Below are 24898 nucleotides of genomic sequence, written 5' to 3' on the forward strand. Positions count from 1 at the left end.
CCCCCCCCCCCCCCACGACCGGGGAGATCAGAGGACTTCCAGCGGGACCGGACGTTTCGGCGCGGGGAAGGCCGCGTCCAGCTCGGCCAGGTCCGCGGCGGTCAGCTCGACGTCCAGCGCCGCCCGGTTCTGGTCGACGTGCTCCGGGGTCGCGGCCTTCGGGATCGCGCACACCCCGTCCTGCGCCAGCACCCACGCGATCGCGATCTGCGCCGGGGTCGCCTCGTGGCGCTCGGCGACGCGCCGCAGTGCGGGCTCGCCGAGCAGGCGGCCCTGCTCGATCGGCGAGTAGGCCATCACCGGCAGGTGCTGCTCCCGGCACCAGGGCAGCAGGTCGACCTCGATGCCGCGCCGGGTCAGGTTGTAGAGCACCTGGTTGGTCGCCGACCGGCGGCCGAGCTCACCGGCGAACAGCTCGCCCATGTCGGCCGGGTCGAAGTTGCTCACCCCGAAGCGCCTGATCTTGCCGTCGGCCCGCAGCTGCTCGAAGGCATCCATCGTCTCGGCCAGCGGCGTGCTGCCGCGCCAGTGCAGCAGGTAGAGGTCCAGGTGGTCGGTGCCCAGGCGGCGCAGGCTGCGCTCGCAGGCCTCGACCGCGCCGCGGCGGCTCGCGTTGTGCGGGTAGACCTTGCTGACCAGGAAGACCTCGTCCCGGCGCCCGCTGATCGCGGCGCCGACGACCTCTTCGGCACCACCGCTGCCGTACATCTCGGCGGTGTCGATCAACCCGAGGCCCAGGTCCAGCCCGCGGCGCAGCGCGGCCACCTCGGCCGCTCGCTGTCCGCGCCGCTCGCCCATGCCCCAGGTGCCCTGACCCAGCACCGGCAGTTCCCCGCCACCGGGCAGTTGGATAGCACGCATGCACGCTCCCAAGATTTCTATCGCTGCCGGGCGTGCGGCCAGCATACGGTCAGCGCTGCTTGGGCAGGACGGCCGTCAGCTGGAAGCTGCCGTCCTCGAACGGCGTGGCGTCGAGCTGCCCGCCCGCCATCCGCACCCGTTCCGAGAGCCCGGCCAGCCCCGAGCCACCGCTGCCCACGTCCACCGGCCTGCTCTGCGGTGCACCGTTGGTGACCACGATGTGCAGCGCGCCCGCCCTGCTCGACAGGTCCACCTTGATCACCGCGCCGGGCGCGTGCTTGGAGGCGTTGGTCAGCGCTTCCTGCACCACCCGGTAGGCCGCCCGCTCCACTGCCGGTGGCACGTCGGGATCGCTCAGCTCGCTGGACAGCTCCACGTCGACCCCGGCCGCGCGGGCCTGGCCGACCAGTTCCGGGATGGTGTCCAGCCCGGTCCGGCAGGTGCTGCCCAGCCCGAGCGTCGCGCGCATCTCGTCCAGCGCCTGCTTGGCCAGCCCGCGCAACCGGGCCGCTGTCTCCTTCGCCTCGGTGTCGGCGGTGGTCGCGCCCAGCGCGGCCGATTCGACGGCGATCAGGGTGACGTGGTGGCCGACGGCGTCGTGGATCTCCCGCGCGATCCGCGCCCGCTCATCGGCCCGCGCGGTCTCCGCCTTGGCCTCCAGCTCCGCCGCGGTGGCCGCTTCCAGCCGGCGCAGGCTCTCCGCCAGCTGCTGCCGCAGCGACACCAGCGCGCCCAGGGCGACCGGTGCACCAGCGGCCAGCAGCACGTACGCCAAGGTCAGCATGATCGCGCCGACCTGCAGCGATTGGAAGATCAGCACCGGAGCGACCGCCACCGCAGCGGCCAGCACCGTCCAGAAGGCCAGCGACCGCGCCTGCGGTTGAGCCCGGCCGAGCGCGAACAGCGCCACGATCGACGCGGGCCAGCCGAGCCCACCGGCCAGCGCCGGCAGGCACAGCAGCACCGCGATGCGCGGCCACCGCCGCCGCAGCGGCAGCAGGAGAGCAGCGACCAGGCCGGACACCACGGCGTAGCCGAACGGGTCCGGCGCGGCCAGCACCGCAGCCGCCGGGATCGCGACGGCCAGCGCTTCGACGGTGAGGTGACGCCACCGCACAGCGCTCACCAGCGGTCGCCCGCACCCGCTACGCGCTGTGCGATCAACGCGGCCTGCACCCGGTTCTGCGCGCCCAGCTTGCTGAGCACGGTCGACACGTAGCTCTTCACCGTCGCCTCGGTCAGCCCGAGCCGCATCCCGATGTCGGCGTTGGAACGCCCATCGGACAGCAGCTCGAGCACCTGCCGCTCCCGGGCGGACAAACCGCGCACCAGCTGCACCTCGTGCGCGTTGTCGGTCGCACCCCGGAACCGGGGCAGCAGCCGCGCGGTGATCCGCGGGTCCAGCACCGCGCCACCGGCCGCCAGGTCGTGCACCGCCCGCACCAGCACCGCCGGGTCGGCGTCCTTGAGCAGGAACCCGTTGGCGCCGTAGCGCAGCGCGTCCGAGACGTAGTCGTCCAGGTCGAACGTGGTCAGCACGGCAGCCGCGGGCCGGTCCGGCAGCGCGGTCAGCTCCCGCAGCGCGGACAGCCCGTCCTTGCCCGGCATCTGCACGTCGATCAGCGCGACGTCCACGGCGTGGGCGCGCACCGCACCGAGCAGCTCGTTGCCGTCGCCCGCCTCGGCGACCACCCGGATCGTGCCGCTGCTCTCCAGCAGCAGCCGCAGCCCCCGCCGCAGCATGGCCTCGTCGTCGGCCAGCACCACCCGGATCGGTTCCCCGCCGTTCACCGCCTGCACCTCTCGGTCACCTCCCCTGCTCCGAAAGGGTTGCTGAGCAGACTAGCGGGGTGTCCCGGACGCAGCGCGCACACCACCCGAGCGGGCAGTGATCAGCGACGACCGCCCTTGTTGGCCTTGCGCTCGCGCACCCGCACCGAGATCCGCACCGGGCTGCCGACGAACCCGAAGGTCTCCCGGAGCTTGCGCTCCAGGAAGCGCCGGTAGCCCGCCTCCAGGAAGCCGGTGGTGAACAGCACGAACGTCGGCGGCCGGGTCTGCGCCTGGGTGGCGAAAAGGATCTTCGGCTGCCGGCCGCCGCGCACCGGCGGCGGGTTGGCCGCGACGAGCTCGGACAGCCAGCCGTTCAACCGGCCGGTGGGCACCCGGGTGTCCCAGGAGTCCAGCGCGGTGCGCAGCGTCGGTGCCAGCTTGGCCACCGCGCGCCCGGTCTTGGCCGAGACGTTGACCCGCTCCGCCCAGCGCACCCGGACCAGCTCGCGGTCGATCTCCTTCTCCAGCTGGCGGCGGCGGTCCTCGTCGACCAGGTCCCACTTGTTGTAGGCGATCACCAGCGCCCGGCCGGCCTCCACCACCATGGTGATCACCCGCAGGTCCTGCTCGCTGAGCGGCTCGGACCCGTCGATGAGCACGATGGCGACCTCGGCGGCCTCGATGGCGGCCTTGGTGCGCAGCGAGGCGTAGTACTCGGTGCCGCTGGCGGTCTTGACCCGCTTGCGCAGGCCCGCGGTGTCGACGAACCGCCACACCTCGTCGTCCAGCTCCACCAGGGAGTCCACCGGGTCGACGGTGGTGCCGGCGACGTCGTGCACCACCGACCGCTCTTCGCCGGTCAGCTTGTTGAGCAGGCTCGACTTGCCCACGTTCGGCTTGCCGACCAGGGCGACCCGCCGCGGCCCGCCGGAAGCCCCGAACACCTCGCGCGGGGTCTCCGGGAACGCCTCCAGCACGGCGTCGAGCAGGTCACCGGAGCCGCGCCCGTGCAGCGCGCTGACCGGCATCGGCTCGCCCAGGCCCAGCGACCACAGCGAGTGCACGTCGGAGACGCCGCGCTGGTCGTCGACCTTGTTGGCGGCCAGCAGCACCGGCCGCTTGGAGCGGCGCAGCACCCGCGCCACGGCCTCCTCGGTCTCGGTGGGCCCCACGCGCGCGTCGACCACCAGCAGCACCGCGTCCGCGGTGTGCATGGCCAGCTCCGCCTGCGCGGCGACCGAGGCCATCAGGCCCTTCGCGTCGGGCTCCCAGCCACCGGTGTCGACCACCGTGAACCGGCGGCCGTTCCACAGCGCGTCGTAGGCCACCCGGTCCCGGGTCACGCCCGGGGTGTCCTGCACGACGGCTTCACGACGGCCCAACAACCGGTTGACCAGGGTCGACTTGCCCACGTTGGGGCGGCCGACCACGGCCAGCACCGGCTGCGGCACCGGCGGTGCGGCGTCCTCCGGGGCCGAGACCCCGTCGAACTCGGCCCATTCGGCCTCGTCGGACCACGTGCCGTCCAGGCCTTCCAGCGACTCGTCGGTCACGCTCGTTTCCCTCTCACATCGTCTTCGCGGTGGTCGGCGACCAGCCGGTCCAGTTCGGCGATCAGCTCGACCAGTTCGGTGCGCACCGCTTCGGTCGCCACGACCAGGCCGGTGCGGCCCTTGCCCGCGGGCAGCGCGATCGGCTCGCCGAACAGCACGTCGATCCTGGGCAGAAGCCTACGGCCCCGGCCTTCCGGACGTCGGGTGCCCCGGACCGCGACCGGCAGCACCTGGGCGCCGGACGCCCGTGCCAACCAGGCCGCACCGTGCTGCGCGCTCTCCACGTCGCCGGACCCGCGAGTGCCTTCGGGGAAGACCCCGACCAGCCCGCCGGCCTTGAGCACCCGCACCGCGGTCAGCAGCGGCGTGCGGTCGGCCTCGCCGCGCCGCACCCCGATCTGCCCGATGCGGCGCAGGAACCAGCCCAGCGCGCCCTTGAACATCTCCTGCTTGATCAGGAACACCGCCGGGCGCGGGAACATTCCGAGCAGCAGCGGCCCGTCCAGCAGCGAGCTGTGGTTGGCCACCACCACCAGCGGACCGGTGCGCGGGATCCGGTCGGCGCCGTGGATGCGGACGCGGAACGGCAGCCGCACGATCCGCCGCGAGATCCACTGGCCGAACCGGTGCATCCGGTGCGACGCGCCCTCGGGCAGGGTTTGCTCGGTCATGACTGTCCCGCCTCTCCGAGCTTCACAGTGGTGGTTGCGTCCAGCTCGACCTCACGTTTCGCGGTTTCTTGTGGCTGGTTTGCGTCACGTTCCCCTGAGGTGCGGTTGAGTAGAACTGGGGTTGCCACAGGACTGCTCATTCCGCGAACTCGTCTCTCGTGAGCAGGCCGCGGCTCTCGACGTGCTTGTGCAGCTGTTCGAGCACGCCCGCCACGTCCAGGTCGGTGGTGTCCAGCTCCAGCGCGTCGTCGGCCTTGCGCAGCGGCGCGACCTTGCGCCCGGAGTCCAGCGCGTCCCGGCGCTGCACGTCGGCGTGCGTGCGGTCCAGGTCCCCGGCCCGGCCCTCGGAGACGTCCTGGGCGGTGCGCCGCTCGGCGCGGGCCGTCGAGGACGCCGTCAGGTAGACCTTCAGACCGGCGTCGGGCACCACGACGGTGCCGATGTCGCGGCCCTCGACCACGATGCCGCCGGGTTCGCGCAGAGCCCGGCCGATCAGCTCGCGCTGCAGCGCGACCAGCTGGTCGCGCACCTCGGCCACCGCCGACACCGCGGAGACCGCGCCGGTGACCTCCGGTCCGCGGATCTCCTGCCCGACGTCCTGGCCGTCGAGCAGCACCCCGGGCCGCTCCGGATCGGTGCCCATGGTCAGCTCCGCCGCGCGCACCACGCGCACGACCTCGACCGCGTCCGAGGGCTCGACCTGCGCGCGCAGCACGGCCAGCGTCACGGCGCGGTACATCGCGCCGGTGTCGAGGTAGGTCGCGCCCAAGGCCGAAGCCAACTTGCGGGACACCGTCGACTTGCCGGTGCCCGAAGGACCGTCGAGGGCCACCACACCGCGGAGCCTGGCGTGTGCCACGTGCTCTTCCTCCTGATCGTCGCCGCACCCGGCCGACAGCCGGACCAACCGTCCATTCTGCCTGGTCCCCGGCCGCCGGTCCGCATCGCGTCCCGATCCACCCGAACTGCCGGACAAATCCCGCCGATCACGGAATATGGTGAGCGGGTGGACGTAACAGTGACCCCGCTGCCGGGCCTGGGCACGCGGCAGGACTTCACCACCCGATCCGGCCACCGCATCGGCGTGATCACCTACCGGGACGGCCGGTTCGAGCTGATCGTCTCCGACCACGAGGACCCGGACAAGGTCGCCGCCTCCGTCGACCTGACCACCGCCGAGACCAGCGCGCTGGCCAACCTGCTGGGCGCCCCGCAGCTGGTCGCGAAGCTCACCGAGCAGCAGCGCGAGGTCACCGGGGTCACCACCTGGCAGCTGCCGCTGGCACCGGGGTCGCCCTACGACGGCCGCACCCTCGGTGACACCGAGATGCGCACCCGCACCTCGGTGTCGATCGTCGCGGTGGTCCGCGACGGCACCGTGCACCCCTCGCCCCGCCCGGACTTCGAGTTCGCCGGCGGCGACCTGGTGGTCGTCGTGGGCACCAGCACGGGGCTGCGCGCCGCCAGCGAAATCCTGGAGAAGGGCTGACCGCAGCCCGCTCCGCCCGCCCGGTCCCCGACCGGGACACGCGTCGCCAACGCCGGTCCCGCGCGTGTCGAACCCACGACAACTCCATACGCAGGCAACGCGCGAGAGGAACACCACGGTGCACGACACGGCGATCTCGTTGATCGAGCTCGGCGCGGTTTTCTTCGGTCTCGGCGTGCTGGGCAGGCTCGCCTGGAAGATCGGGATATCCCCGATCCCCCTGTACCTGCTGGGCGGACTGGCGTTCGGCACCGGTGGGCTGATCCCGCTGCACGGCATCGAAGCGTTCACCCACCTGGCCTCCGAGATCGGCGTGGTCCTCCTGCTGCTCCTGCTGGGGCTGGAGTACTCCGCAGGCGAGCTGGTCACCGGGCTGCGCCGCTCGTGGTTAGCGGGCCTGATCGACATCGCGCTCAACGCGGTGCCGGGCGCCGTGGTCGCGCTGATGCTGGGCTGGGGCCCGATCGGCGCGCTGACCATGGCGGGCGTCACCTACATCTCCTCCTCCGGCATCGTCGCGAAGGTCCTCGGGGACCTGGGTCGACTGGGCAACCGGGAAACCCCGGTGATCCTGTCGATCCTGGTCTTCGAGGACCTCGCGATGGCCGTCTACCTGCCGATCCTCACCGCGCTGCTGGCCGGCGTCAGCTTCCTCGGCGGACTCACCGCCGTCGGGGTGTCGCTGGTGGTGATCACGCTGGTGCTGGTGATCGCGCTGAAGTTCGGCAAGTACGTCTCGGCGCTGATCGACAGCCCGGACCCGGAGGTCTTCCTGCTGCGGCTGCTCGGCTCGGCGCTGCTGGTCGCGGGCATCGCCTCGGAGCTGCAGGTCTCGGCCGCGGTCGGCTCGTTCCTGCTGGGCATCGCGATCTCCGGTTCGACCGCGGCGAACGCGACCCGGATGCTGGAGCCGCTGCGCGACCTGTTCGCCGCGCTGTTCTTCGTGGTGTTCGGGCTGAACACCGACCCGTCGCAGATCCCGCCGGTGCTGCCGGTGGCGCTGGCGCTCGCGCTGATCACCGCGGCGACCAAGATCGTCACCGGCTGGGTGGCCTCGCAGATGCAGGGCGTGGGCCGGATGGGCCGCGCGCGGGCCGGTGCCGCGCTGGTGGCGCGCGGCGAGTTCTCCATCGTGATCGCCGGGCTGGCGGTGGCCTCGGGCGCGGTGTCCGGTGAACTGGCCGCGCTGGCCACCGCCTACGTCCTGCTCATGGCGATCCTCGGCCCGGTCGCGGCCCGAGTGGTCGAGCCGGTGGCCCGCCTGTTCGTCCGCCGAGCCGCGCCCAAGGCCTAGACGTTGATTCCAGGCTCGTCCTGCGTAGCAGTGCAGGTAGCGGAACCTCAGAGCTTCCCTGGACTGCGGGTGCCCCTCCTGATGTATCCCAAATACACGGCGGAGGGGCCGTCCTCGCCAGGAAAGCTCTGAGAACCCGCGGCGGCGCAAGCTGCGAGGGTGGGTTAAGCGCTGCGCGCTTGCGGCAGTTCATGCCGGTGTTGCGATACGCCTCGCAGCCTCGACCAAAGAGCTCAGTCGCCAGAAGGCCGAGTCCGGCGTCACATCCCGACGATGCGGTACAGCGAGCCGACTTCCTGCTGGTTGAGCGGGCGGATGGCGCCGGGGCGCTCCGTGGTCAGGCGGACGTCGCCGATCCGGGTGCGCACCAGGCGCTGCACCGGGTGGCCGACGTGCTTGAGCAGCCGGCGCACGATGCGCTTGCGGCCCTCGTGCAGCACGATCTCCACCAGCGCGCGGTTCTGGTTGGTGTCGACCAGCTTGAACCGGTCGACCTTCACCGGGCCGTCCTCCAGCTCCACGCCGTCGCGCAGCCGCTGGCCCAGGTCCTTCGGGATCGGGCCGATGACCTCGGCCAGGTAGGTCTTGCGCACCTTGTAGGACGGGTGCATCAGCCGGTTGGCCAGCTCGCCGTCGTTGGTGATCAGCAGCAGGCCCTCGGTGTCCTGGTCCAGCCGCCCGACGTGGAACAGCTTGCCCTGGCGCTCCCGCAGGTAGTCGCCGATGCACGGGCGGCCCTTGTCGTCGGACATGGTGCACAGGATGCCGGTGGGCTTGTTGAGCAGCAGGTGGGTCAGGTCGTCGTTGACCATCACGCGGTTGCCGTCGACGTGGATCACCGCGGTCGCCGGGTCGACGCGGCGGCCCAGCTCCATGACCACCTCGCCGTCGACCTCGATGCGGCCTTCGACGATCATCTCCTCGGCCGCGCGCCGCGAGGCCACTCCGGCCTGGGACAGCACTTTCTGCAGGCGCACGCCTTCCGCGGCGGCGTTGGACGGGCGGTTCTCAGACGTCATCGATCGAATCCACTTCGGGCAGCAAGGGGGCGAGCGGCGGCAGGTCCTTCAGCGACGACAGGCCCAGCCGCTCCAGGAACAGCTCGGTCGTGCAGTACAGGATGCCGCCCGTCTCCGGGTCGGTCCCGGCCTCTTCGATTAGGCCGCGCCCCACCAGGGTACGGATGACGCCGTCGACGTTCACACCCCGTACTGCCGCCACCCGCGAGCGGGTCACCGGCTGCCGGTAAGCGATGACCGCCAGCGTCTCCAGCGCGGCGCGGGTCAGCTTCGAGCGCTGCCCGTCGAGCAGGTACCGCTCGACGTAGGGCGCGTAGGTCTCCCGCGTGTAGAACCGCCACCCGTCGCCGACGCGGCGCAGGTCGATGCCGCGCTCGGAGTCGGCGTACCAGGCGGAGAGCCGCTGCAACGCCTGGCGGATCCGCCGCACCGGCTGCTCCAGGGTGTCGGCCAGCAGCTCCTCACCGGCGGGCACGTCGACCACCAGCAGCAGCGCCTCCAGCGCGGCGTCGAGCGCGGCGTCGGACGTGAGGTCCGGCGCGCTCGAGGTCTCAGTTTCCGCCTCTCCGCGATTCACAGTTGTGGTTGCGTCCGGATCAATCTCGCGTTTCGCGGTTTCTTGTGGCTGGTTTGCGTCACGGTCCCCTGAGGTGCGGTTGAGCTGTTCTGGGGTTGGCACAGGATCGCTCACCCGTACTCCTCCTCCTCGGCGTCGGCGTTGGCGCGCTGCACCTCGGCATCGACCTTGGCCTGCTCCAAGGTGCCGCCGACCCAGCGCACGAGCAGTTCACCCAGCGGCGTCTCCTGCTCGAACTGAAGCACCTTCTCGCGGTAGAGCTCCAGCAGCGCCAGGAACCTGGCCACCACCTCCACCGTGTGCCCGCAGTCGGAGGTCAGCTCCGGGAAGGTGGCGCTGCCCTTCTCCGCCAGCCGCACCCGCAGCAACGCCGCGTGCTCGCGAACGGACACGCCGTGCTGGTGGATGTGGTCCAGCGACACCGTCGGCGGCGGCTTCGGCCGGAACACCGCGGCCGCGACCTCGGCGAACCGCTGCGGATCGACTCCGATCCGCACCTCCGGCAGCAGGTTCTCGAACCGCTCCTCCAGCGCCACCGAGCGCGGGTAGCGCCGCAGCGCCCCGGCCTCCAACTCGCCGAACAGCGCCGCCACCTGCTTGTACGCGCGGTACTGCAGCAGCCGCGCGAACAGCAGGTCGCGGGCCTCCAGCAGCGCCAGGTCCGCCTCGTCCTCCACGTCGGCCGCGGGCAGCAGCCGGGCCGCCTTGAGGTCGAGCAGGGTCGCGGCGACCACCAGGAACTCGGTGACCTCGTCGAGGTCCCACTGCTCGCCCAGCGCTCTGGTGTAGGCGATGAACTCATCGGTGACCTTGTGCAGCGCCACCTCGGTGACGTCGAGCTGGTGCTGCGAGATCAGCTGCAGCAGCAGGTCGAAGGGGCCTTCGAAGTTCTCCAGGCGGACGGTGAACTTGCCGGTGCCGCCGGACTCCCCGGCTACCTCCCCGGCAACGGGTTCGGTCACTCGCCGGACTCCCGCAGGCGGCGGACCAGCTCCGAATCGGCACCCCGCTCGTCGAGGTCGGCGAGCAGCGCCGCGACCGCTTCCCGCACCACGCGGCCGCGGTCCACGGCGATGCCGTGGTCGGCCCGCAATGCCAGTCGCGCCTGCTCCAAGCCCAGCAACTCCTCGTCGGAGACGTACACGGTGATCTTCGCATCGTGCTTGCGCCGACCCGACCCGGACCGCCCGGCACGGGCGGGTGCGGCCGGTGCCGCTTCCGGCGCGTCGGCGTGATCCGCGCGAGGAACAGTAGTACGGAACAGCTCGGCGGCTCCCGGCAGGGCGACCCGCCGGGTCATCTGGCGATCACCTCGCGGGCCAGCGCCCGGTACGCCTGGGCGCCCGCGGAGCGCGGCGCCCACCTGGTGATCGGCTCCCCGGCCACCGTGGTCTCCGGGAACCGCACCGTGCGGTTGATCACCGCGTCGAACACCACGTCGCCGAAGGCCTCCACCACCCGGGCCATCACCTCGCGGGAGTGCAGCGTGCGCGGGTCGAACATGGTGGCCAGTATCCCGCTGATCTCCAGCTTCGGGTTCAGCCGTTCCTGCACCTTCTCGATGGTGTCGATCAGCAGCGCCACCCCGCGCAGGCTGAAGAACTCGCACTCCAGCGGGATGATCACGCCGTCGGCGGCGGCCAGCGCGTTGACCGTCAGCAGGCCCAGCGACGGCTGGCAGTCCACCAGGATGTAGTCGTAGTCGGCCAGCGCGGGCTGCAGGACCCGGTGCAGCGTCTGCTCCCGGCCCACCTCGGCGACCAGCTGCACCTCGGCGGCCGACAGGTCGATGTTGCTGGGCAGCAGGTCCATGCCGTCGACGGAGGTCCGGCGCACCACGTCGTGCACGCCGACCGACCGCTCCATGATCACGTTGTAGATCGTCTGATCCAGCTGGTGCGGCTGGACCCCGAGGCCGACCGAGAGCGCGCCCTGCGGATCGAAGTCCACCAGCAGCACCCGGCGCCCGTACTCCGCCAGCGATGCGCCGAGGTTGATCGTCGACGTGGTCTTGCCCACCCCGCCCTTCTGGTTGCACATCGCGAGGACCGCGGCGGGACCGTGCCGGTCCAGCAGCGGCGGTTCCGGGATGTGCCTAAGCGGCCGGCCGGTGGGACCGAGACCGCGCGGGTTCGGCGCCAGGTCGGCGCCTTCCACGCGGCCCGTCGTCTCGGGGGCGATGCTCAGGTCGACCGCGCCCCGGGACCGCCCTTCGGCGGAGGGCTGCGGCAGCGACATGGCGATCAGACTCCTTTTGGTACCGGTGGCGATCAACCGCAGCCTAAGTGGCATTCACTACCAGCGGCAACGCGCCTCGCCGGGGTGTCCGAAGTTCCTTGTGATCTCCGTGTGATCAACGTCTACCGTCAATCCGGCCGCACCGCATGCGCAGCGCGCGCAACTCACCCCGAAGCGTAAGCCCGCGGATGGGCCGTCGCGTACACCTCGCGCAAAGCGTTCACGGTGACCAGCGTGTAGACCTGGGTCGTGGTGACCGATGCGTGCCCGAGCAGTTCCTGCACCACCCGGACGTCCGCACCGCCCTCCATCAGGTGCGTGGCGAAGGAGTGCCGCAGCACGTGCGGGGAAACGTCACCGCCGATCCCGGCGCGCCGCGCCGCGGTCTTCAGCGCGTTCCACGCGCTCTGCCGGGAAAGCCTGCCACCGCGCGAGTTCACGAAGATCGCCGCACTGCCCCGGCCGCGCGCCACCAGCGCCGGGCGGGCCCGCACCAGGTAGGCGTCGAGGGCTTCCAACGCGGGACGACCGACCGGCACCAGCCGCTGGCGGCCGCCCTTGCCGTCGAGCCGGACGGTCCGGTCGGTGCGGTCGACGTCGTCGAGGTCCAGGCCGACGGCTTCGGAGATCCGCGCACCGGTGGAGTACAGCAGTTCCAGCAGCGCCCGGTCCCGCAGCCCTTTGGCGTCGTCGCCCCCGGCGTGCTCGAGCAGGGTGCCGACATCGCCGATGGACAGCGCTTTCGGCAACCGCTTCGGCAGGCTCGGCGGCGCGACCTCGCGCGCCACGTCGACCGCGAGCTTGCCCTCGGCGTGCGAGAACTTGTGCAGCCCGCGGGCCGCCACCAGCGCCCTGGCCGCCGAGGACGAGGCCAGCGGCGGCCGCTGCTCGGTGCCCTCCCGGAGTTCGGCGAGGAACTCCGAGAGGTGCTGGGCGCGCACTTCGCCCAGCCCGGCGATCCCCGCGCCGACCAGGAATTCGGCGTACCGGCGCAGATCCCGGGAGTAGGAGTCCAGCGTGCTGCGGGCGGTGCCGCGCTCCACCGCGAGGTGGTCGAGGTAACCGCTGATCGCCTCGCGCAGCTCGGCGGGCAGTGCGTCGAAACCCTTCACCGCGCCAGCCGCCGGCGGAACCGCTGCGGCCGGTCCGTCCACTCCGCGTCGACCGGCCTCCCCCGGCGGTCGCCGTCGCGCACCGCCTTGGCCGCGAGCAGCCCCGCCACCGCGGGCGAGTTCACGATCTCCCCGGCGAGCACCATGTCCACCGCTTCGGCGAACGGCACCCGGCGCACGACCAGATCGGCCTCCTCGTCCCCGACCGCCTCCGGGCGGTCCACATCGGACAGCCCGGTGGCCAGGAAGATCCGGATGCTCTCATCGGTGAAACCGGGCGAGGACGCCACGTCCACCAGCACCGACCAGTCCGCGGCCGCGACACCGGCCTCCTCGACCAGCTCCCGCTGCGCGGTCCGCACCGGGGCTTCCCCGGCGACGTCCAGCAGTCCCGCGGGCAGCTCCCAGAGCCGCCGCCCCACCGGGTAGCGGTACTGGTGCAGGAGCACCACCCGGTCCTGCTCGTCGACGGCGACCACGGCCACCGCGCCCAGGTGCTCGACGACCTCGCGCCGCGCATGCCCGCCACCGGGCATCCCGACCTCGTCGGCCCGCAACGCGAGGATCTTGCCGACGTAGACGTCCTCGCTGGCCAGGGTGGTGAACTCGTGCTCGCCGTTGGTGCGCGCGACACCGCTTCCCGTCATGTCCACGCCGTCCACCCTAGAGCCGTCCGGCACTGCGCGGCGAGCGGCAAGATCTCGCCGGCGACCGCGGTCGCGGCCCCCGGCGAGATCACCTGGTCATGCGCTCGGCGCGGGTTCCTCGGCCGGCTCGAGCTCGACCGGCAGCCGCTCGGCGGCGCGGTAGTCCAGCGCGGCCTTGACGAACGCGGCGAACAGCGGGTGCGGGCGGGTCGGGCGGCTCTTGAGCTCCGGGTGCGCCTGGGTGCCCACGAAGAACGGGTGCTCCTCGCGCGGCAGCTCCACGAACTCCACCAGCCGGCCGTCCGGCGAGGTCCCGGAGAACACCAGGCCCGCCTTGCTCAGCCGGTCCCGGTAGGAGTTGTTCACCTCGTAGCGGTGCCGGTGCCGCTCGGCCACCTCGGTCGAACCGTAGGCCTCGGCCACGATCGAGCCGTCCCGCAGCTTCGCCGGGTAGGAACCCAGCCGCATGGTGCCGCCCATGTCCCGGTCGCCGGAGACCACGTCGTGCTGATCGGCCATGGTGCTGATCACCGGGTGCTGGCAGGGCTCCTCGAACTCCGCGGAGTTGGCCCGCTCCAGCCCGGCCAGCGACCGCGCCGCCTCGATCACCATGCACTGCAGGCCCAGGCACAACCCGAGGGTCGGGATGCCGTGCGTGCGGGCGTAGCGGATGGCGCCGAGCTTGCCCTCGATGCCGCGCACCCCGAAGCCGCCGGGGATCATCACGCCGTCCATCCCGGACAGCGCCCGCGCTGCGCCCTCGTCGGTCTCGCAGGTGTCCGAACCGACCCAGGAGATCTCCACCTTGGCGCGGTGCGCGAAACCGCCGGCGCGCAGCGCCTCGGTGACCGACAGGTAGGCGTCGGGCAGGTCGATGTACTTGCCGACCAGCGCGATGCGCACCTTCTCCGACGGGTTGTGCACCCGGTCGAGCAGGTCGCCCCACACCGACCAGTCCACGTCGCGGAACGGCAGCCCGAGCCGCCGCACCAGGTAGGCGTCCAGGCCCTCGCCGTGCAGCACGCGCGGGATGTCGTAGATCGACGGCGCGTCCGGGCAGGCCACCACACCGTCGGAGTCGACGTCGCACATCAGCGCGATCTTGCGCTTGAGGTCCTCCGGCAGCTCCCGGTCGGCGCGGCACACCAGCGCGTCGGGCTGGATGCCGATGTTGCGCAGCGCGGCCACCGAGTGCTGCGTCGGCTTGGTCTTGAGCTCGCCCGACGGCGCCAGGAACGGCACCAGCGAGACGTGCAGGAAGAAGCAGTTGTCCCGGCCGACGTCGTGCCGCACCTGGCGGCAGGCCTCCAGGAACGGCAGCGACTCGATGTCGCCGACGGTGCCGCCGACCTCGGTGATCACCACGTCCGGCGTGCGGCCGTCCTCGTCGGGCTCGGCCATCGCCCGGATGCGGGCCTTGATCTGGTCGGTGATGTGCGGGATGACCTGGACGGTGTCGCCCAGGTACTCACCGCGACGCTCCTTGGCGATGACCGCGGAGTACACCTGGCCGGTCGTCACGTTGGCGTTGCGGGTCAGGTCACGGTCCAGGAACCGCTCGTAGTGCCCGATGTCGAGGTCGGTCTCGGCGCCGTCCTCGGTGACGAACACCTCACCGTGCTGGAACGGGTTCATCGTTCCCGGATCGACGTTCAGGTAGGGGTCGAGCTTCTGCATGGTGACCCGCAGACCGCGGGAGGTCAGAAGTTCGCCCAGGCTGGACGCCGTGAGCCCCTTACCCAACGAGGAGGCCACGCCTCCCGTGACGAACACGTGCTTGATCGTGCGTGCTTGCGGCGCCAACAAATGCTCCCCGTGGTCAAGCCGTCGCCTGGCTGGATGTCTGCACTGGCAGGACGGCTGGATCCGTCGCTCCCACGGAATTCCAGCCTAACGCACGTCAGCCGAGCCGCGCACCGAGACCCCCGCTGCCGAACCAGAGCCGAACGCCCAGGTCAACCGCCATCCGGGCGGCCAGCTCAACCTCGTGCGCTCGGCACCGACCCCTGCGCGCTGCTCGCGACGCCGTAGTGCCCGGCCTGCCGGTCGGCCTGCTCGCGCAGCGCCAGCACGATCGCCACCCGGCCGGAACCGCTGCCCGCGTTGTCCACCGTGGACAGGTTCGACGCGATCGCCGGATCGGCCCGCGCCACGCCGACCGCCCCGGTGCCCTCCGCCGAACCGGTCAGCACCGCGCCCTGCCCGGCGAGGTCGATCTGGGTGGCGAAGCGGGCCAGCACGGCGGCCTCGTCGCCTGCGCGGTCGCCCTCGAACGGACCGCCGGTGAGCACCACCGCCAGCTGCGCGGGCCGCAGCCCCGGCGATGCGGTGGCGAAGCCGCCGTCGGCCAGCCCGGAGAACGCCGCCGCCCGCTCCTGGTCGCCGGTCTGCGGCTGGCCGCTCTGCGGGTCGAGCAGGGACAGCGGGCCGATCAGACCGCCCGCCAGGGTGCCCGGATCGGCCGCCGTGGGCAGCTGGAGCCCGGCGGGCAGCAGCTCGGTGACCACGCGGCGCAGCTGGTCGGCCCGGTCCGGATCGGCGAACCCGTCGCCCAGGCGCACCTCGCCGGTCAGGTCCGCACCCGCGTCGCGCAGCAGCTCCGACACCGCCGCCCGCCGCTGGTCGGACACCTCGGCCGAGCTGATGAGCACGACGCTGCGCTGCGCCAGCTGACCCCGCACGGCCATCGGCGCCACCGCCGACTCGAACCGCTCGGACCCGGCGACCTGCGCCTTCAGCGCGGTGCGCTCGGCGTCGAGCTGCTCGACCTGCCCCTGCAACGACTCCCGCTCCGCGCCGACCCCGGCCAGCAGCCGGTCGCTGATCGACGTCGAGCCGAGCACCACGCCGACCGCCAGCGCCAGGAAGACCGCGGCGACCGACACGATGTGATAGCGCATCGAGATCACGTGAACAGCCCCTTGAAGTATGCCGCCACCTGGTCCCCCAGGTCGGCGGCCACGTGCATGAATGCGGTGCCCAGGCCGGAGACCAGCAGCGCCACGACCACCACCAGCAGCACCGAGACGATCAGCAGCACCACGGCGCTGGTCGGCGTGCGGCTGCGCTGCAGGGCGGCCACCGCCCTGCCGTCGATGATCTTGCTGCCCATCCGCAGCCGGGTCAGGAAGGTCGACGGGTTGGATCCCGACCGCCCGCTGTCCAGGAACTCCCCCAGCGTCGCGTGGAAGCCGACCGTGACCACCAAGCTCGCCTTGTGCGCATCGGCCAGCAGCAGCGCCAGGTCCTCCGGGTTGCCGGAGGCCGGGAACGTCACCGCGCCGATGCCGAGGTCCTGGATGCGCTCCAGGCCGGGCGCGTGCCCGTCCAGGTGGGCCGGGATCACCAGCTCGGCGCCGCACTTGAGCGTCTCGGTGCTGATGACGTCCGGGTCGCCCACGATGACGTCCGGCTTGTACCCGGCCTCGCGCAGCACGTCCGCGCCGGACTCGACGCCGATCAGCACCGGCCGGTACTCGCGGACGTACTTGCGCAGCCGCTTGAGGTCGTCGGCGTGGCCGTAGCCCGGCGCCAGCACGAGGACCTGGCGGCCCTCCAGCGACGCGCTCAGGTCCGGCACGCCGATGCCGTCCAGGATGAGCGTCCGCTCCCGGCGCAGGAACTCGATGGTGTTCGCGGAGAACGCCTCCAGCTGCGCCGACATCCCGGCCTTGGCCTCGATGAGCAGGTCGGCGACCGAGTCGGCGTCCTGCGCCGTGCCGCGGCCGACCTCCCGCTCGCCGACGAACACCCCGCCCTCGTGCAGCCGGAGCTTCGTGCCGTCCTTGATCTGGCGCGCGAACTCGGGGCCGACGCTGTCGACCAGCGCGATCCCGGCCGACAGCAGCACGTCGGGCCCGAGGTTCGGGTAGCGCCCGGAGATCGACGGGGCGGCGTTGACCACCCCGACCACGCCGGCCGAGACCAGCGCTTCAGCCGTGCGCCGGTCCAGATCCGCGTGGTCGATCACCGCGATGTCGCCGGTCCGGACCCGGCGCAGCACGTCGTCGCTGCGACGCTCGATGCGGGCGATCCCGACCACACCGGGCAGGTTGCCCTGCTGGCGAGCAAGCAGACCGCTGAGTTTCATGCACCGATGGTGACAAACCGATCACCCGTTTTCGGTCCGCCACGCCGAGACCAATGGCCCGTCCGGCGCAGAAAATGTTCGGCCAAATGGCCCAGCTGCTACGCCCCGCTCTTCTCCTTCTTCTTGGCGGGCTTCTTCCGCCGGGAGAACCGGGCCTGCGCCAGCTTGTACGCGGTCGCGGTGTTCAGCAGCTCCTCGGCGTGCGCGCGGCCGGTCTCGGTGGAGTCCATCCCGGCGAGCATCCGGGCCAGCTCCACCACCCGCCGCTCGTCGGCCACCACCCGCACGTCGCTGCGGGTCAGCCCGCCTTCGGAGCTGCCCTTGTCCACCACCAGGTGCCGGTCCGCGTAGGCGGCGACCTGCGGCAGGTGGGTGACGACCACGACCTGGTGGGTGCGCGCCAGCCGGGCCAGCCGCCGCCCGATCTCCACCGCGGCGCGCCCGCCGACCCCGGCGTCGACCTCGTCGAAGACCAGCGTGGGCACGGTGTCGGCGTCGGCCAGCACCACTTCCAGCGCCAGCATCACCCGCGACAGCTCACCGCCCGAAGCGCCCTTGTGGATCGGCAGCGCGGGAGCGCCGGAGTGCGCGATCAGCTGCAGCTCGACCTCGTCCACGCCGTCCGGCCCCGCGTGCACGCTCTCGCCCCGCACCTGCAGCGCGCTCGGGTCACCGGCATCGGCCGGCTTCGGCTGCACCACGACCTCCAGCCGGGCTTGCGCCATCGCCAGGCCGTCCAGCTCCTCGGACACCGCCGCCGAGAGCCCGACCGCGGCCTCCCGCCGCGCTTCGGTGAGCTCCCCGGCCAGCTCGGCCAGTTCCACGGCGAGCTCGTCGCGACGCGCGGCCAGCGCCGCCAGCGCCTCCTCCGAGGTGTCCATTCCGGACAGCCGGGCGCGGGCATCGTCGGCCCAGGCCAGCACGCCGTCGACGTCCGCCGCGTACTTCTTGGTCAGCATCTTCAGCTCGGCCTGCCGGGCCAGCACCTGCTCCAGGCGGGCCGGATCGGCGTCCAGCCGGTCCAGGTACCCGCCGAGCTCGCCGCCGACATCGGCCAGCACCGCAACGGCTTCGGCCACCCGCGGCTCCAGCTCCCGCAACGCCGGGTCTTCCGCCGTCGACAGCCGCCGCCGTGCCTCGCCGATCAACCCGATCGCACCGGGCGCGTCCGGATCACCGTCCGCCGCACCGGTCAGCGCGTGGTGGGCGCCCGCGGCGATCTCCCGCAGCTGGTCCACGTCCGCCAGCCGCCTGGCCTCGTCGACCAGCGCGACGTCCTCGCCCGGTTCCGGCCCGACCGCCTCGATCTCGCTCAGCCCGTGCCGCAGCAGATCGGCTTCCCTGGCCAGCTCCCGGGAGCGCTCGGTGCGCTCGGTCAGCTCCCGGACCGCCTCGGCCCACTCCGCGCGCACCCGCTGGTAGTTCGCGAGCACCTGCAGCACCGGCTCCCCGGCGAAGCGGTCGAGCACCGCCCGCTGCTCGCCGGAGCGCAGCAACCGCAGCTGGTCGTTCTGGCCGTGCACCGCCAGCACCTGCTCGGCCAGCTCGGACAGCACGGCGTTGGGCACCGAACGGCCGCCGAGGTGGGCGCGGGAACGACCATCGGCGGTGACCGTGCGCAGCGCGATGAGGCTCCCGTCCTCGTCGGGTTCGGCCCCGGCGTCGGAAGCGACCTTGGCCGCAGGTGAGTCGATCGTCGTCTGGAACCGGCCCTCCACGACGGCACGCTGCGCACCGGAGCGGACCCGGGAGGCGTCGGCGCGACCGCCGCCGAGCAGGTGCAGCCCGGTGACCACCATCGTCTTGCCGGCCCCGGTCTCGCCGGTGACCACGGTCAACCCCGCGTGCAGTGCGAGCGTGGCGTCGTCGATGACGCCCAGTCCCTGGATGCGCATCTCCGCCAACACATCAAGCACCCTACTGGCACGCCCGGACGCGCGACGCCCCGCTGGGAATAACGAAACGCTGAAATCGCCCGTGCGCTGCTCAGCGCGTGGCCGGTCCGCGCCATCCTTGAACGGGGAGCTCGAACTTGTGCACCAGGCGGTCGGTGAAGGCGGTGTCGTGCAACCGCACCAGGCGCAGCGGGCTGTCCCCCGCGACGACCTCGACCCGCGCCCCCGGCGGCAGGTCGAAGTGCCGCTGCCCGTCGCAGCTGAGCACCGCGTGGTGCCCGGACTGGTCGATCTCCACCGCCACCAGCGATTCCCGCGACACCACCAGCGGCCGGGCGAACAGCGCGTGCGCGTTGCTCGGCACGACCAGCAGCGCCTGCACCTCGGGCCACACCACCGGTCCGCCCGCGGAGAACGCGTAGGCGGTGGACCCGGTCGGCGTGGAGCAGAGCACGCCGTCGCAGCCGAACGCCGACACCGGGTGCCCGTCGACCTCCACGACCACGTCCAGGATCCGCTCCCGGCTGCTCTTCTCCACGCTGGCCTCGTTCAGCGCCCAGGTCTGCGCCAGCACCTGCCCGTCCAGCTTCGCGGTGACCTCGACCGTCATCCGCTCCTCGACGTGGTAGCGGCCCGCCACCACGGCGGCCACCGCCTCGTCCAGCGCATCAGAATCGGCCCCGGCCAGGAATCCGACCCGGCCCAGGTTCACGCCGAACACCGGGACGTCGGCCAGCCTGGCCAGCTCAGCCGCGCGCAGCAGCGTGCCGTCGCCACCGAGCACCAGCACCAGCTCCGTGCCCGCAGCCGCCTGCGCTCCCGGCGCCACCACGGTGGTGTAGCAGTTCGGGACGAGCTCGGACTCCTCCTCGGCCAGCACCCGGACCCGCAGCCCGGCGCCGATCAGCTGACTGGCCACCTTCTCCGCGGTGCGCACGTTGTGCTCCCTGCCGGTGTGCACCACCAGCAGCACCTCTCGGGTCAACTCCCACTCCTCTACCGGTGCGAGTTCTTGACCGCGGTCTGCGGCCCCTGGCGAACCGCGTCCGCCACCAGCTCTTCGGCTGCCGCCACGTCGGTGCTCTCGCCCGGCCGCAGCCACAGGAAGTACTCCACGTTCCCGGACGGGCCGGGCAGCGGGCTGGCCACGACACCGCGCAGCCCCAGACCGCTCTCCGCCGCGACCTGCACGACCTCCAGCACGGCCTCGGCCCGCAGCTGCGGATCGCGCACCACCCCGCCCGAGCCCAACCGCTGCTTGCCGACCTCGAACTGCGGCTTGACCATCGGCACCAGGTCGGCGTCCGCGGTCGCGCAGGCGGCCAGCGCGGGCAGCACCAGCTTCAGCGAGATGAACGACAGGTCCGCCACCACCAGGTCCACCCGGCCGCCGATGGTCTCCGCGGTGAGCGCGCGGACGTTGGTCCGGTCGTGGATGTGCACCCGCTCGTCGGTCTGCAGCTTCCAGACCAGCTGCCCGTACCCGACGTCGACCGCCTCCACCTCGCGGGCACCACGCCGCAGCAGCACATCGGTGAACCCGCCGGTCGACGCACCCGCGTCCAGGCACCTGCGCCCGTCCACGGTCAGACCGCGGGGTTCGAAAGCTTCGAGAGCGCCGAGCAGCTTGTGCGCACCGCGCGAGGCCCAGCCGGGATCGTCGACGTCCTCGGCGACCACCACCGGCGCGTCGGTCTCGACGGCGGTGGCGGACTTGCGCGCGACCATGCCGCGCACGCTCACCCGGCCCGCCTCGACGAGTTCGGAGGCGTGCTCGCGGGACCGCGCCAGCCCGCGGCGAACCAGTTCGGCATCCAGCCGAGCCCTGCGTGGCACTGCGTCAGCTCCTGTGTGCACTCGTTGCGGAGAGGAGGTGGTCGGCCTTCGACAACGCGTCGGTGAGCGCGGCGTGCACCGCCTCGAACCGCTCGACGTGCTCGGCGACGGGCATCTCCCGCACCTCGTCGAGTCCGGCGACCGCCGTCGCGATGGCGTCGATCGCCGACTGGCCGTCGTCGGCCGGGCGCGCCAGCATCGCGGGATTCGGCATCTGCCCCGGAGAGGTCATCCGCTCCTGCTCCCCTCGATCACGCCGCGACCGCTGCGGCGACGTCTCCACGCTATCGGAACGCCCTGACTCCGGACACGCGAGCCGGTGGCTCAGGCCATCCCGAGTTCGCGCAGCGCGACCTTCGCGTGCTCGTCGGCGGCGCGCACCTCGACAGCACCCGACGAAACGGCCCACCACGCCGCGCACAACGCCCGCAACGCGGCGAGCGCATCGGCTTCGCCGTCGGTCCGGGACAGCTCCAGCCCGGAGTCCTCGACCCGGACCTGCCACCCGGGCTGCGCGCCGATCGCCACCTCCGCGGGCGCTTTCAGCAGCCCGCGCAGATCGGCGGCGACGTGGTCGGGGCGCATCCGCGCGGAAGCGGCGAGCAGATCGCCGGCGGTGCTCACCCCGGTCAGCACCATCAGCGACGGCATCCCGGCGTTGACCGCGCCCGCGATGTCGGTGTCCAGCCGGTCACCGACCATCAGCGGCGACCGACCGCCCGCCGAGTCGACGGCGCGGTCCAGCAGCGGGCGCTCCGGCTTGCCCGCCACCAGCGGCTCCTGATCGGTGGCCGCGCGCAGCAGCTCGACCAGCGAACCGTTGCCCGGCACCAGACCGCGCTCGGTCGGCAGCGTCCGGTCGCCGTTGCACGCCACCCACAGCGCGCCGGCCCGGATCGCCAGGCACGCCTCGGCGAGATCCCGGTAGGCGATCTCGGTGGACAGTCCCTGCACGACGGCGACCGGTTCGTCGGCGAAGTCCGACACCGGCACCAGACCTGCGCGGTCCACTTCGGACGCCAGCGCGGCGGAACCGACCACCAGCACCCGGGAACCAGCGGGCAGCTTCTCCGCCAGCACCGCGGCACCGGCCTGCGCGCTGGTGCTGACCTCGGACCGCTCCGCGGTCAGCCCCAGACCCGCCAGGTGGTCGACGACCGCCTGGTCCGGCTTCGACGCGTTGTTGGTGACGTAGCGGACCAGGACGCCGCGGCGGTGCACCTCCCGGACTGCCTCGAAGGCACCGGGAACGAGTTCACCGCCGCGGAAGACCGTGCCGTCCAGGTCGAACAGCACGACGTCGTGGCCGTCGAGCAGCGTGCTCACTGCGCTCGCGCGCCCCCTTCGGCGTCGCCATCCGCGACGTCCTTCTTCGGCTCAGCGGCCTCGGGCTCGCTGGTCGCCGAATCGATCGTGCCGTCCTCGTCGGTGTCCGGCTTCGCGGGCTCGTCCTCGTCCGAAGCGTCCTCGTCGACGTCGTCCTCGTCGTCGAAGTCGTCGTCCTCGTCGTCGAGCTCGTCCTCGTCGGAGATCCCGGCCGCGGCCTCGGCCTCGGTCACGAGCTCCTCGACGACCTCGGGCCCGCCGAGCTTCTCGGCCAGCTCCTCCAGGCGCTCCGGAGCGTCGGTCTCCTCCTCGTCGTCGGCGTGCGCCGCGTGCACGAACCAGGTGAAGGCCTCGCGCTCGCGACCAGCGGCCAGCAGGTTGTCCGCGTAGGCGTAGAACAGCCGCGCGCTCCACGGGTCCTGCTGCTGCGGGTCCAGCTCGGGGATCTGCAGGCTCACCACGGACGCCTCGATCTCACCGAGGTCCCGGCGCGCGCCGGCAGCCACGATGCGCAGCTCGACGGCGTCCTCCTGCTCCAGCAGGGTCGCCTCCTGGCTGCGGGCGAGCTCGACCGCGCGCTCGGGCCGGCCCAGCGCGCGCTCGCAGTCGGCCATCATCGCGAGGTGGCCGGGGCCGCCCGCGATGCGACGAGCCGCACGCAGCTCGGACAGCGCCTCGCCCCACTCACCGGCCAAGTAGGCGGCGAGCCCGTTGGCTTCGCGCACGGACGGGATCCGGGATGCCTTCTGGCGGGCGAAGCGGGCGTGCGCGAGCGCCTTCTCCGCGTCTTCGTCGACCAGCTGACCGGCCGCGACGAGGTGCTGCGCGACCTTGTCCGCGAGTCCCTTCGGCAGCGGCAGCAGCTCGCGGCGCACCTCGGGGTCGAGCTCCTTGGGGTCGACGCCCTCTTCCGGCAGCTCCGGCTCCTGCAGCTTGGGCTCGACGGCCTCGTCCGCCTGCTGCTCCGCGCCCTCGCGGACTCCACCGCGGTCGTCGTGCCTGCGGTCGTCACGACGCGGGCGGTCGTTGAAGTCGCGACGCGGGCGACCACCGCGGTCGAACCTGTCCCCGTCCCGACGCGGACGGTCGTCGCGGCGGAAGCCACCGCGGTCGTCACGACGGTCATCGCGGCGAGGCCGGTCGTCGAAGTCCCGGCGAGGCCGGTCCTTGAAGTCACGATCGCCCCGACGCGGGCGGTCGTCGAAGTCCCGGCGCGGGCGGTCCTTGAAATCGCGGTCATCGCGACGGGGACGGTCGCCGGAGTCGCGGTCGTCACGACGGGGGCGGTCCTTGAAGTCCCTGTCGTCCCGGCGGAAACCGCCGCGCTTGTCGTCGCGGTCGCGGCGGAAGCCACCGCGGTCGTCACGCCGGTCATCGCGCCGGAAATCGCCGCGGTCGCGGTCGTCCCGGCGGAAACCACCGCGGTCATCGCGCTTGTCATCGCGCCGGAAGTTGTCCCGGCGGTCGTCACGGCGGAAGCCACCACGATCGTCGCGCTTGTCGTCACGACGGAAGCCACCGCGGTCGTCACGACGGAAGTTGTCCCGACGATCGCCGCGGTCGTCACGACGGAAACCGCCACGGTCGTCACGCTTGTCATCGCGGCGGAAACCGCCACGGTCATCGCGCTTGTCGTCACGACGGAAGCCACCGCGGTCGTCACGACGGAAGTTGTCCCGACGGTCACCGCGGTCATCGCGACGGAAACCACCGCGGTCGTTCCCGCGGAAGCCACCGCGGTCATTTCCGCGGTCGTCGCGACGGTCCCGGTCGTCACGCCGGAAGTTCCCGCGGTCGCGGTCATCACGGCGGAAGTCGCGGCGCGGTCCACGATCACTGCGCGGGCCGCGGTCGTTGAAACCGCGGTCGTCCCGGCGGAAACCGCCGCGGTCGTCGCGACGGTCATCACGGCGGTTGTCGAAACCGCCGCGGTCGTCGCGACGGTCGTTGTCGCGGCGGAAGCCGCCGCGGCGGTCCTGCCCGCCCTGGTTGCGGCCGCCGAAGTCGTCCCGGCCCCTGCGGTCGTCGCGGTAGCCGCCGCGGCCGCGGTCATCGCGGTCGTTGCGGAAGCCGCCGCGGTCGTCCCGCGAGCCGAACCGGCGCTGGCCGCCTTGTGAATCCCGGCGCTCGTAGCTCCCGCGGCCACCTTGGCCGCTTCGGCCGGCACCGGCCCCGCGGCGAGAGTCGCCGCGCCTGTCGTCGGAACCGGACACCGAACCTCCTGAAGCAGAAAAACTGAAGTCCCACCAGCGTAGCCCCACCTATCGGCGGGCCGCGGTGGGCCGCACCCCGGATGTGAGCGGGGGCAACTCGCGGTCATGAACTTGGTCATGAAAAAGGGGCCGACCGGAGATCCGTCCCGCAAGGACGGGTCCGGTCGGCCCCTCTCAGTAGTGTGTCGGCGGTGTCTTACTCTCCCACACCCTGTCGAGTGCAGTACCATCAGCGCTGGGGAGCTTAGCTACCGGGTTCGGAATGGGACCGGGCGGACCCTCCCCGCCATCGCCACCGACAACC

The 24898-nt window shown here is 72.3% G+C and carries 25 protein-coding genes and 1 rRNA gene; 3 read left to right on the forward strand and 23 right to left on the reverse strand.

Going from position 1 to position 24898, the window contains the following annotated elements; genetic code table 11:
- Nucleotides 1-27 precede the first annotated feature (27 nt).
- The 6 genes from OU416_RS39710 to cmk all read right to left on the reverse strand — a co-directional run bounded on the left by OU416_RS39710 (nt 28) and on the right by cmk (nt 5717).
- Nucleotides 28-861 (reverse strand): aldo/keto reductase, encoded by an 834-nt coding sequence (locus OU416_RS39710; RefSeq protein ID WP_270932263.1) that lies wholly within the window; start codon nt 859-861, stop codon nt 28-30.
- Between the two features lie 49 nt (nt 862-910).
- Nucleotides 911-1987, reverse strand: coding sequence for a sensor histidine kinase (locus tag OU416_RS39715; protein WP_270932264.1), 1077 nt, complete (start codon nt 1985-1987; stop codon nt 911-913).
- Nucleotides 1984-2661: a response regulator gene (locus tag OU416_RS39720; protein WP_270932265.1), complete on the reverse strand. Its 678-nt coding sequence runs from the start codon at nt 2659-2661 to the stop codon at nt 1984-1986. The genes OU416_RS39715 and OU416_RS39720 overlap by 4 nt, the downstream gene beginning before the upstream one ends.
- A gap of 92 nt (nt 2662-2753) precedes the next feature.
- Nucleotides 2754-4187 (reverse strand): ribosome biogenesis GTPase Der, encoded by a 1434-nt coding sequence (der, locus tag OU416_RS39725; protein ID WP_372907246.1) that lies wholly within the window; start codon nt 4185-4187, stop codon nt 2754-2756.
- On the reverse strand, nt 4184-4858 hold the full coding sequence (locus OU416_RS39730) for a lysophospholipid acyltransferase family protein (RefSeq protein ID WP_270932266.1): 675 nt from the start codon (nt 4856-4858) through the stop codon (nt 4184-4186). Before OU416_RS39730 ends, der begins: the two co-directional genes overlap by 4 nt.
- A gap of 136 nt (nt 4859-4994) precedes the next feature.
- On the reverse strand, nt 4995-5717 hold the full coding sequence (gene cmk, locus OU416_RS39735) for a (d)CMP kinase (RefSeq protein ID WP_270932267.1): 723 nt from the start codon (nt 5715-5717) through the stop codon (nt 4995-4997).
- Nucleotides 5718-5864: 147 nt separating this feature from the next.
- On the opposite strand from cmk, the gene OU416_RS39740 reads away from it, so the two are divergent.
- Entirely contained in the window at nt 5865-6347 is a 483-nt protein-coding gene (locus OU416_RS39740; RefSeq protein WP_270932268.1) for a cation:proton antiporter regulatory subunit, read from the forward strand.
- A 118-nt stretch (nt 6348-6465) separates the two neighbouring features.
- Entirely contained in the window at nt 6466-7641 is a 1176-nt protein-coding gene (locus tag OU416_RS39745) for a cation:proton antiporter (RefSeq protein ID WP_270932269.1), read from the forward strand.
- Nucleotides 7642-7901: 260 nt separating this feature from the next.
- Here the strand turns inward: OU416_RS39745 and OU416_RS39750 are convergent, their stop codons facing one another.
- The 16 genes from OU416_RS39750 to OU416_RS39825 all read right to left on the reverse strand — a co-directional run bounded on the left by OU416_RS39750 (nt 7902) and on the right by OU416_RS39825 (nt 23256).
- Nucleotides 7902-8660: a pseudouridine synthase gene (locus OU416_RS39750; RefSeq protein ID WP_270932270.1), complete on the reverse strand. Its 759-nt coding sequence runs from the start codon at nt 8658-8660 to the stop codon at nt 7902-7904.
- Nucleotides 8650-9351 (reverse strand): SMC-Scp complex subunit ScpB, encoded by a 702-nt coding sequence (gene scpB, locus OU416_RS39755; RefSeq protein ID WP_270932271.1) that lies wholly within the window; start codon nt 9349-9351, stop codon nt 8650-8652. The genes OU416_RS39750 and scpB overlap by 11 nt, the downstream gene beginning before the upstream one ends.
- On the reverse strand, nt 9348-10199 hold the full coding sequence (locus OU416_RS39760) for a segregation and condensation protein A (RefSeq protein WP_270932272.1): 852 nt from the start codon (nt 10197-10199) through the stop codon (nt 9348-9350). Before OU416_RS39760 ends, scpB begins: the two co-directional genes overlap by 4 nt.
- A complete protein-coding gene (locus tag OU416_RS39765) occupies nt 10196-10537 on the reverse strand; it encodes a hypothetical protein (protein ID WP_270932273.1) in 342 nt (113 codons plus the stop codon). Before OU416_RS39765 ends, OU416_RS39760 begins: the two co-directional genes overlap by 4 nt.
- Complete coding sequence (locus OU416_RS39770; RefSeq protein ID WP_270932274.1) at nt 10534-11475, reverse strand: ParA family protein; 942 nt, start codon at nt 11473-11475, stop codon at nt 10534-10536. The genes OU416_RS39765 and OU416_RS39770 overlap by 4 nt, the downstream gene beginning before the upstream one ends.
- A 164-nt stretch (nt 11476-11639) precedes the next feature.
- The gene (gene xerD / locus OU416_RS39775) at nt 11640-12587 is read right to left on the reverse strand and encodes a site-specific tyrosine recombinase XerD (RefSeq protein WP_270932275.1); all 948 of its coding nucleotides are present in this window, start codon (nt 12585-12587) and stop codon (nt 11640-11642) included.
- Entirely contained in the window at nt 12584-13234 is a 651-nt protein-coding gene (locus OU416_RS39780; RefSeq protein WP_270932286.1) for an NUDIX domain-containing protein, read from the reverse strand. The genes xerD and OU416_RS39780 overlap by 4 nt, the downstream gene beginning before the upstream one ends.
- A gap of 96 nt (nt 13235-13330) precedes the next feature.
- Nucleotides 13331-15037 (reverse strand): CTP synthase, encoded by a 1707-nt coding sequence (locus OU416_RS39785; protein ID WP_270932276.1) that lies wholly within the window; start codon nt 15035-15037, stop codon nt 13331-13333.
- A gap of 176 nt (nt 15038-15213) precedes the next feature.
- The gene (locus OU416_RS39790) at nt 15214-16143 is read right to left on the reverse strand and encodes a copper transporter (protein WP_270932277.1); all 930 of its coding nucleotides are present in this window, start codon (nt 16141-16143) and stop codon (nt 15214-15216) included.
- Nucleotides 16140-17324 carry a putative cytokinetic ring protein SteA gene (gene steA, locus OU416_RS39795; RefSeq protein ID WP_270932278.1) on the reverse strand — a complete coding sequence of 395 codons (1185 nt, stop codon included), beginning with the start codon at nt 17322-17324 and terminating at the stop codon, nt 16140-16142. Before steA ends, OU416_RS39790 begins: the two co-directional genes overlap by 4 nt.
- Nucleotides 17325-17422: 98 nt before the next feature.
- Nucleotides 17423-19219 (reverse strand): DNA repair protein RecN, encoded by a 1797-nt coding sequence (gene recN, locus OU416_RS39800; RefSeq protein ID WP_270932279.1) that lies wholly within the window; start codon nt 19217-19219, stop codon nt 17423-17425.
- Nucleotides 19220-19310: 91 nt separating this feature from the next.
- Nucleotides 19311-20204: an NAD kinase gene (locus OU416_RS39805; RefSeq protein ID WP_270932280.1), complete on the reverse strand. Its 894-nt coding sequence runs from the start codon at nt 20202-20204 to the stop codon at nt 19311-19313.
- Between the two features lie 11 nt (nt 20205-20215).
- Nucleotides 20216-21055 (reverse strand): TlyA family RNA methyltransferase, encoded by an 840-nt coding sequence (locus OU416_RS39810; protein WP_270932281.1) that lies wholly within the window; start codon nt 21053-21055, stop codon nt 20216-20218.
- Between the two features lie 4 nt (nt 21056-21059).
- Nucleotides 21060-21287, reverse strand: coding sequence for a hypothetical protein (locus OU416_RS39815; protein ID WP_372907245.1), 228 nt, complete (start codon nt 21285-21287; stop codon nt 21060-21062).
- Between the two features lie 92 nt (nt 21288-21379).
- Nucleotides 21380-22381: an HAD-IIA family hydrolase gene (locus tag OU416_RS39820; RefSeq protein WP_270932282.1), complete on the reverse strand. Its 1002-nt coding sequence runs from the start codon at nt 22379-22381 to the stop codon at nt 21380-21382.
- Nucleotides 22378-23256, reverse strand: a complete 879-nt coding sequence (locus tag OU416_RS39825; RefSeq protein WP_270932283.1) for a tetratricopeptide repeat protein — start codon at nt 23254-23256, stop codon at nt 22378-22380. The genes OU416_RS39820 and OU416_RS39825 overlap by 4 nt, the downstream gene beginning before the upstream one ends.
- Here OU416_RS39825 and OU416_RS39830 point away from each other — a divergent pair.
- Entirely contained in the window at nt 23200-24498 is a 1299-nt protein-coding gene (locus OU416_RS39830) for a hypothetical protein (protein ID WP_270932284.1), read from the forward strand. The two genes, OU416_RS39825 and OU416_RS39830, sit on opposite strands and share 57 nt — an antisense overlap.
- A gap of 279 nt (nt 24499-24777) precedes the next feature.
- Here the strand turns inward: OU416_RS39830 and rrf are convergent.
- Nucleotides 24778-24894, reverse strand: a 5S ribosomal RNA gene (gene rrf / locus OU416_RS39835).
- Nucleotides 24895-24898 lie beyond the last annotated feature (4 nt).

The organism is Saccharopolyspora indica (assembly GCF_027853965.1).
Lineage (GTDB): Bacteria > Actinomycetota > Actinomycetes > Mycobacteriales > Pseudonocardiaceae > Saccharopolyspora > Saccharopolyspora indica.

Coding starts and splice junctions, on each gene's coding strand:
- OU416_RS39780 (WP_270932286.1), bottom strand. CDS start 13,234: ATGACGGGAAGCGGTGTCGCGCGCACCAACGGCGAGCACGAGTTCACC.
- OU416_RS39730 (WP_270932266.1), bottom strand. CDS start 4,858: ATGACCGAGCAAACCCTGCCCGAGGGCGCGTCGCACCGGATGCACCGG.
- recN (WP_270932279.1), bottom strand. CDS start 19,219: ATGCGCATCCAGGGACTGGGCGTCATCGACGACGCCACGCTCGCACTG.
- OU416_RS39765 (WP_270932273.1), bottom strand. CDS start 10,537: ATGACCCGGCGGGTCGCCCTGCCGGGAGCCGCCGAGCTGTTCCGTACT.
- steA (WP_270932278.1), bottom strand. CDS start 17,324: ATGAAACTCAGCGGTCTGCTTGCTCGCCAGCAGGGCAACCTGCCCGGT.
- OU416_RS39750 (WP_270932270.1), bottom strand. CDS start 8,660: ATGACGTCTGAGAACCGCCCGTCCAACGCCGCCGCGGAAGGCGTGCGC.
- OU416_RS39770 (WP_270932274.1), bottom strand. CDS start 11,475: ATGTCGCTGCCGCAGCCCTCCGCCGAAGGGCGGTCCCGGGGCGCGGTC.
- OU416_RS39710 (WP_270932263.1), bottom strand. CDS start 861: ATGCGTGCTATCCAACTGCCCGGTGGCGGGGAACTGCCGGTGCTGGGT.
- OU416_RS39815 (WP_372907245.1), bottom strand. CDS start 21,287: ATGACCTCTCCGGGGCAGATGCCGAATCCCGCGATGCTGGCGCGCCCG.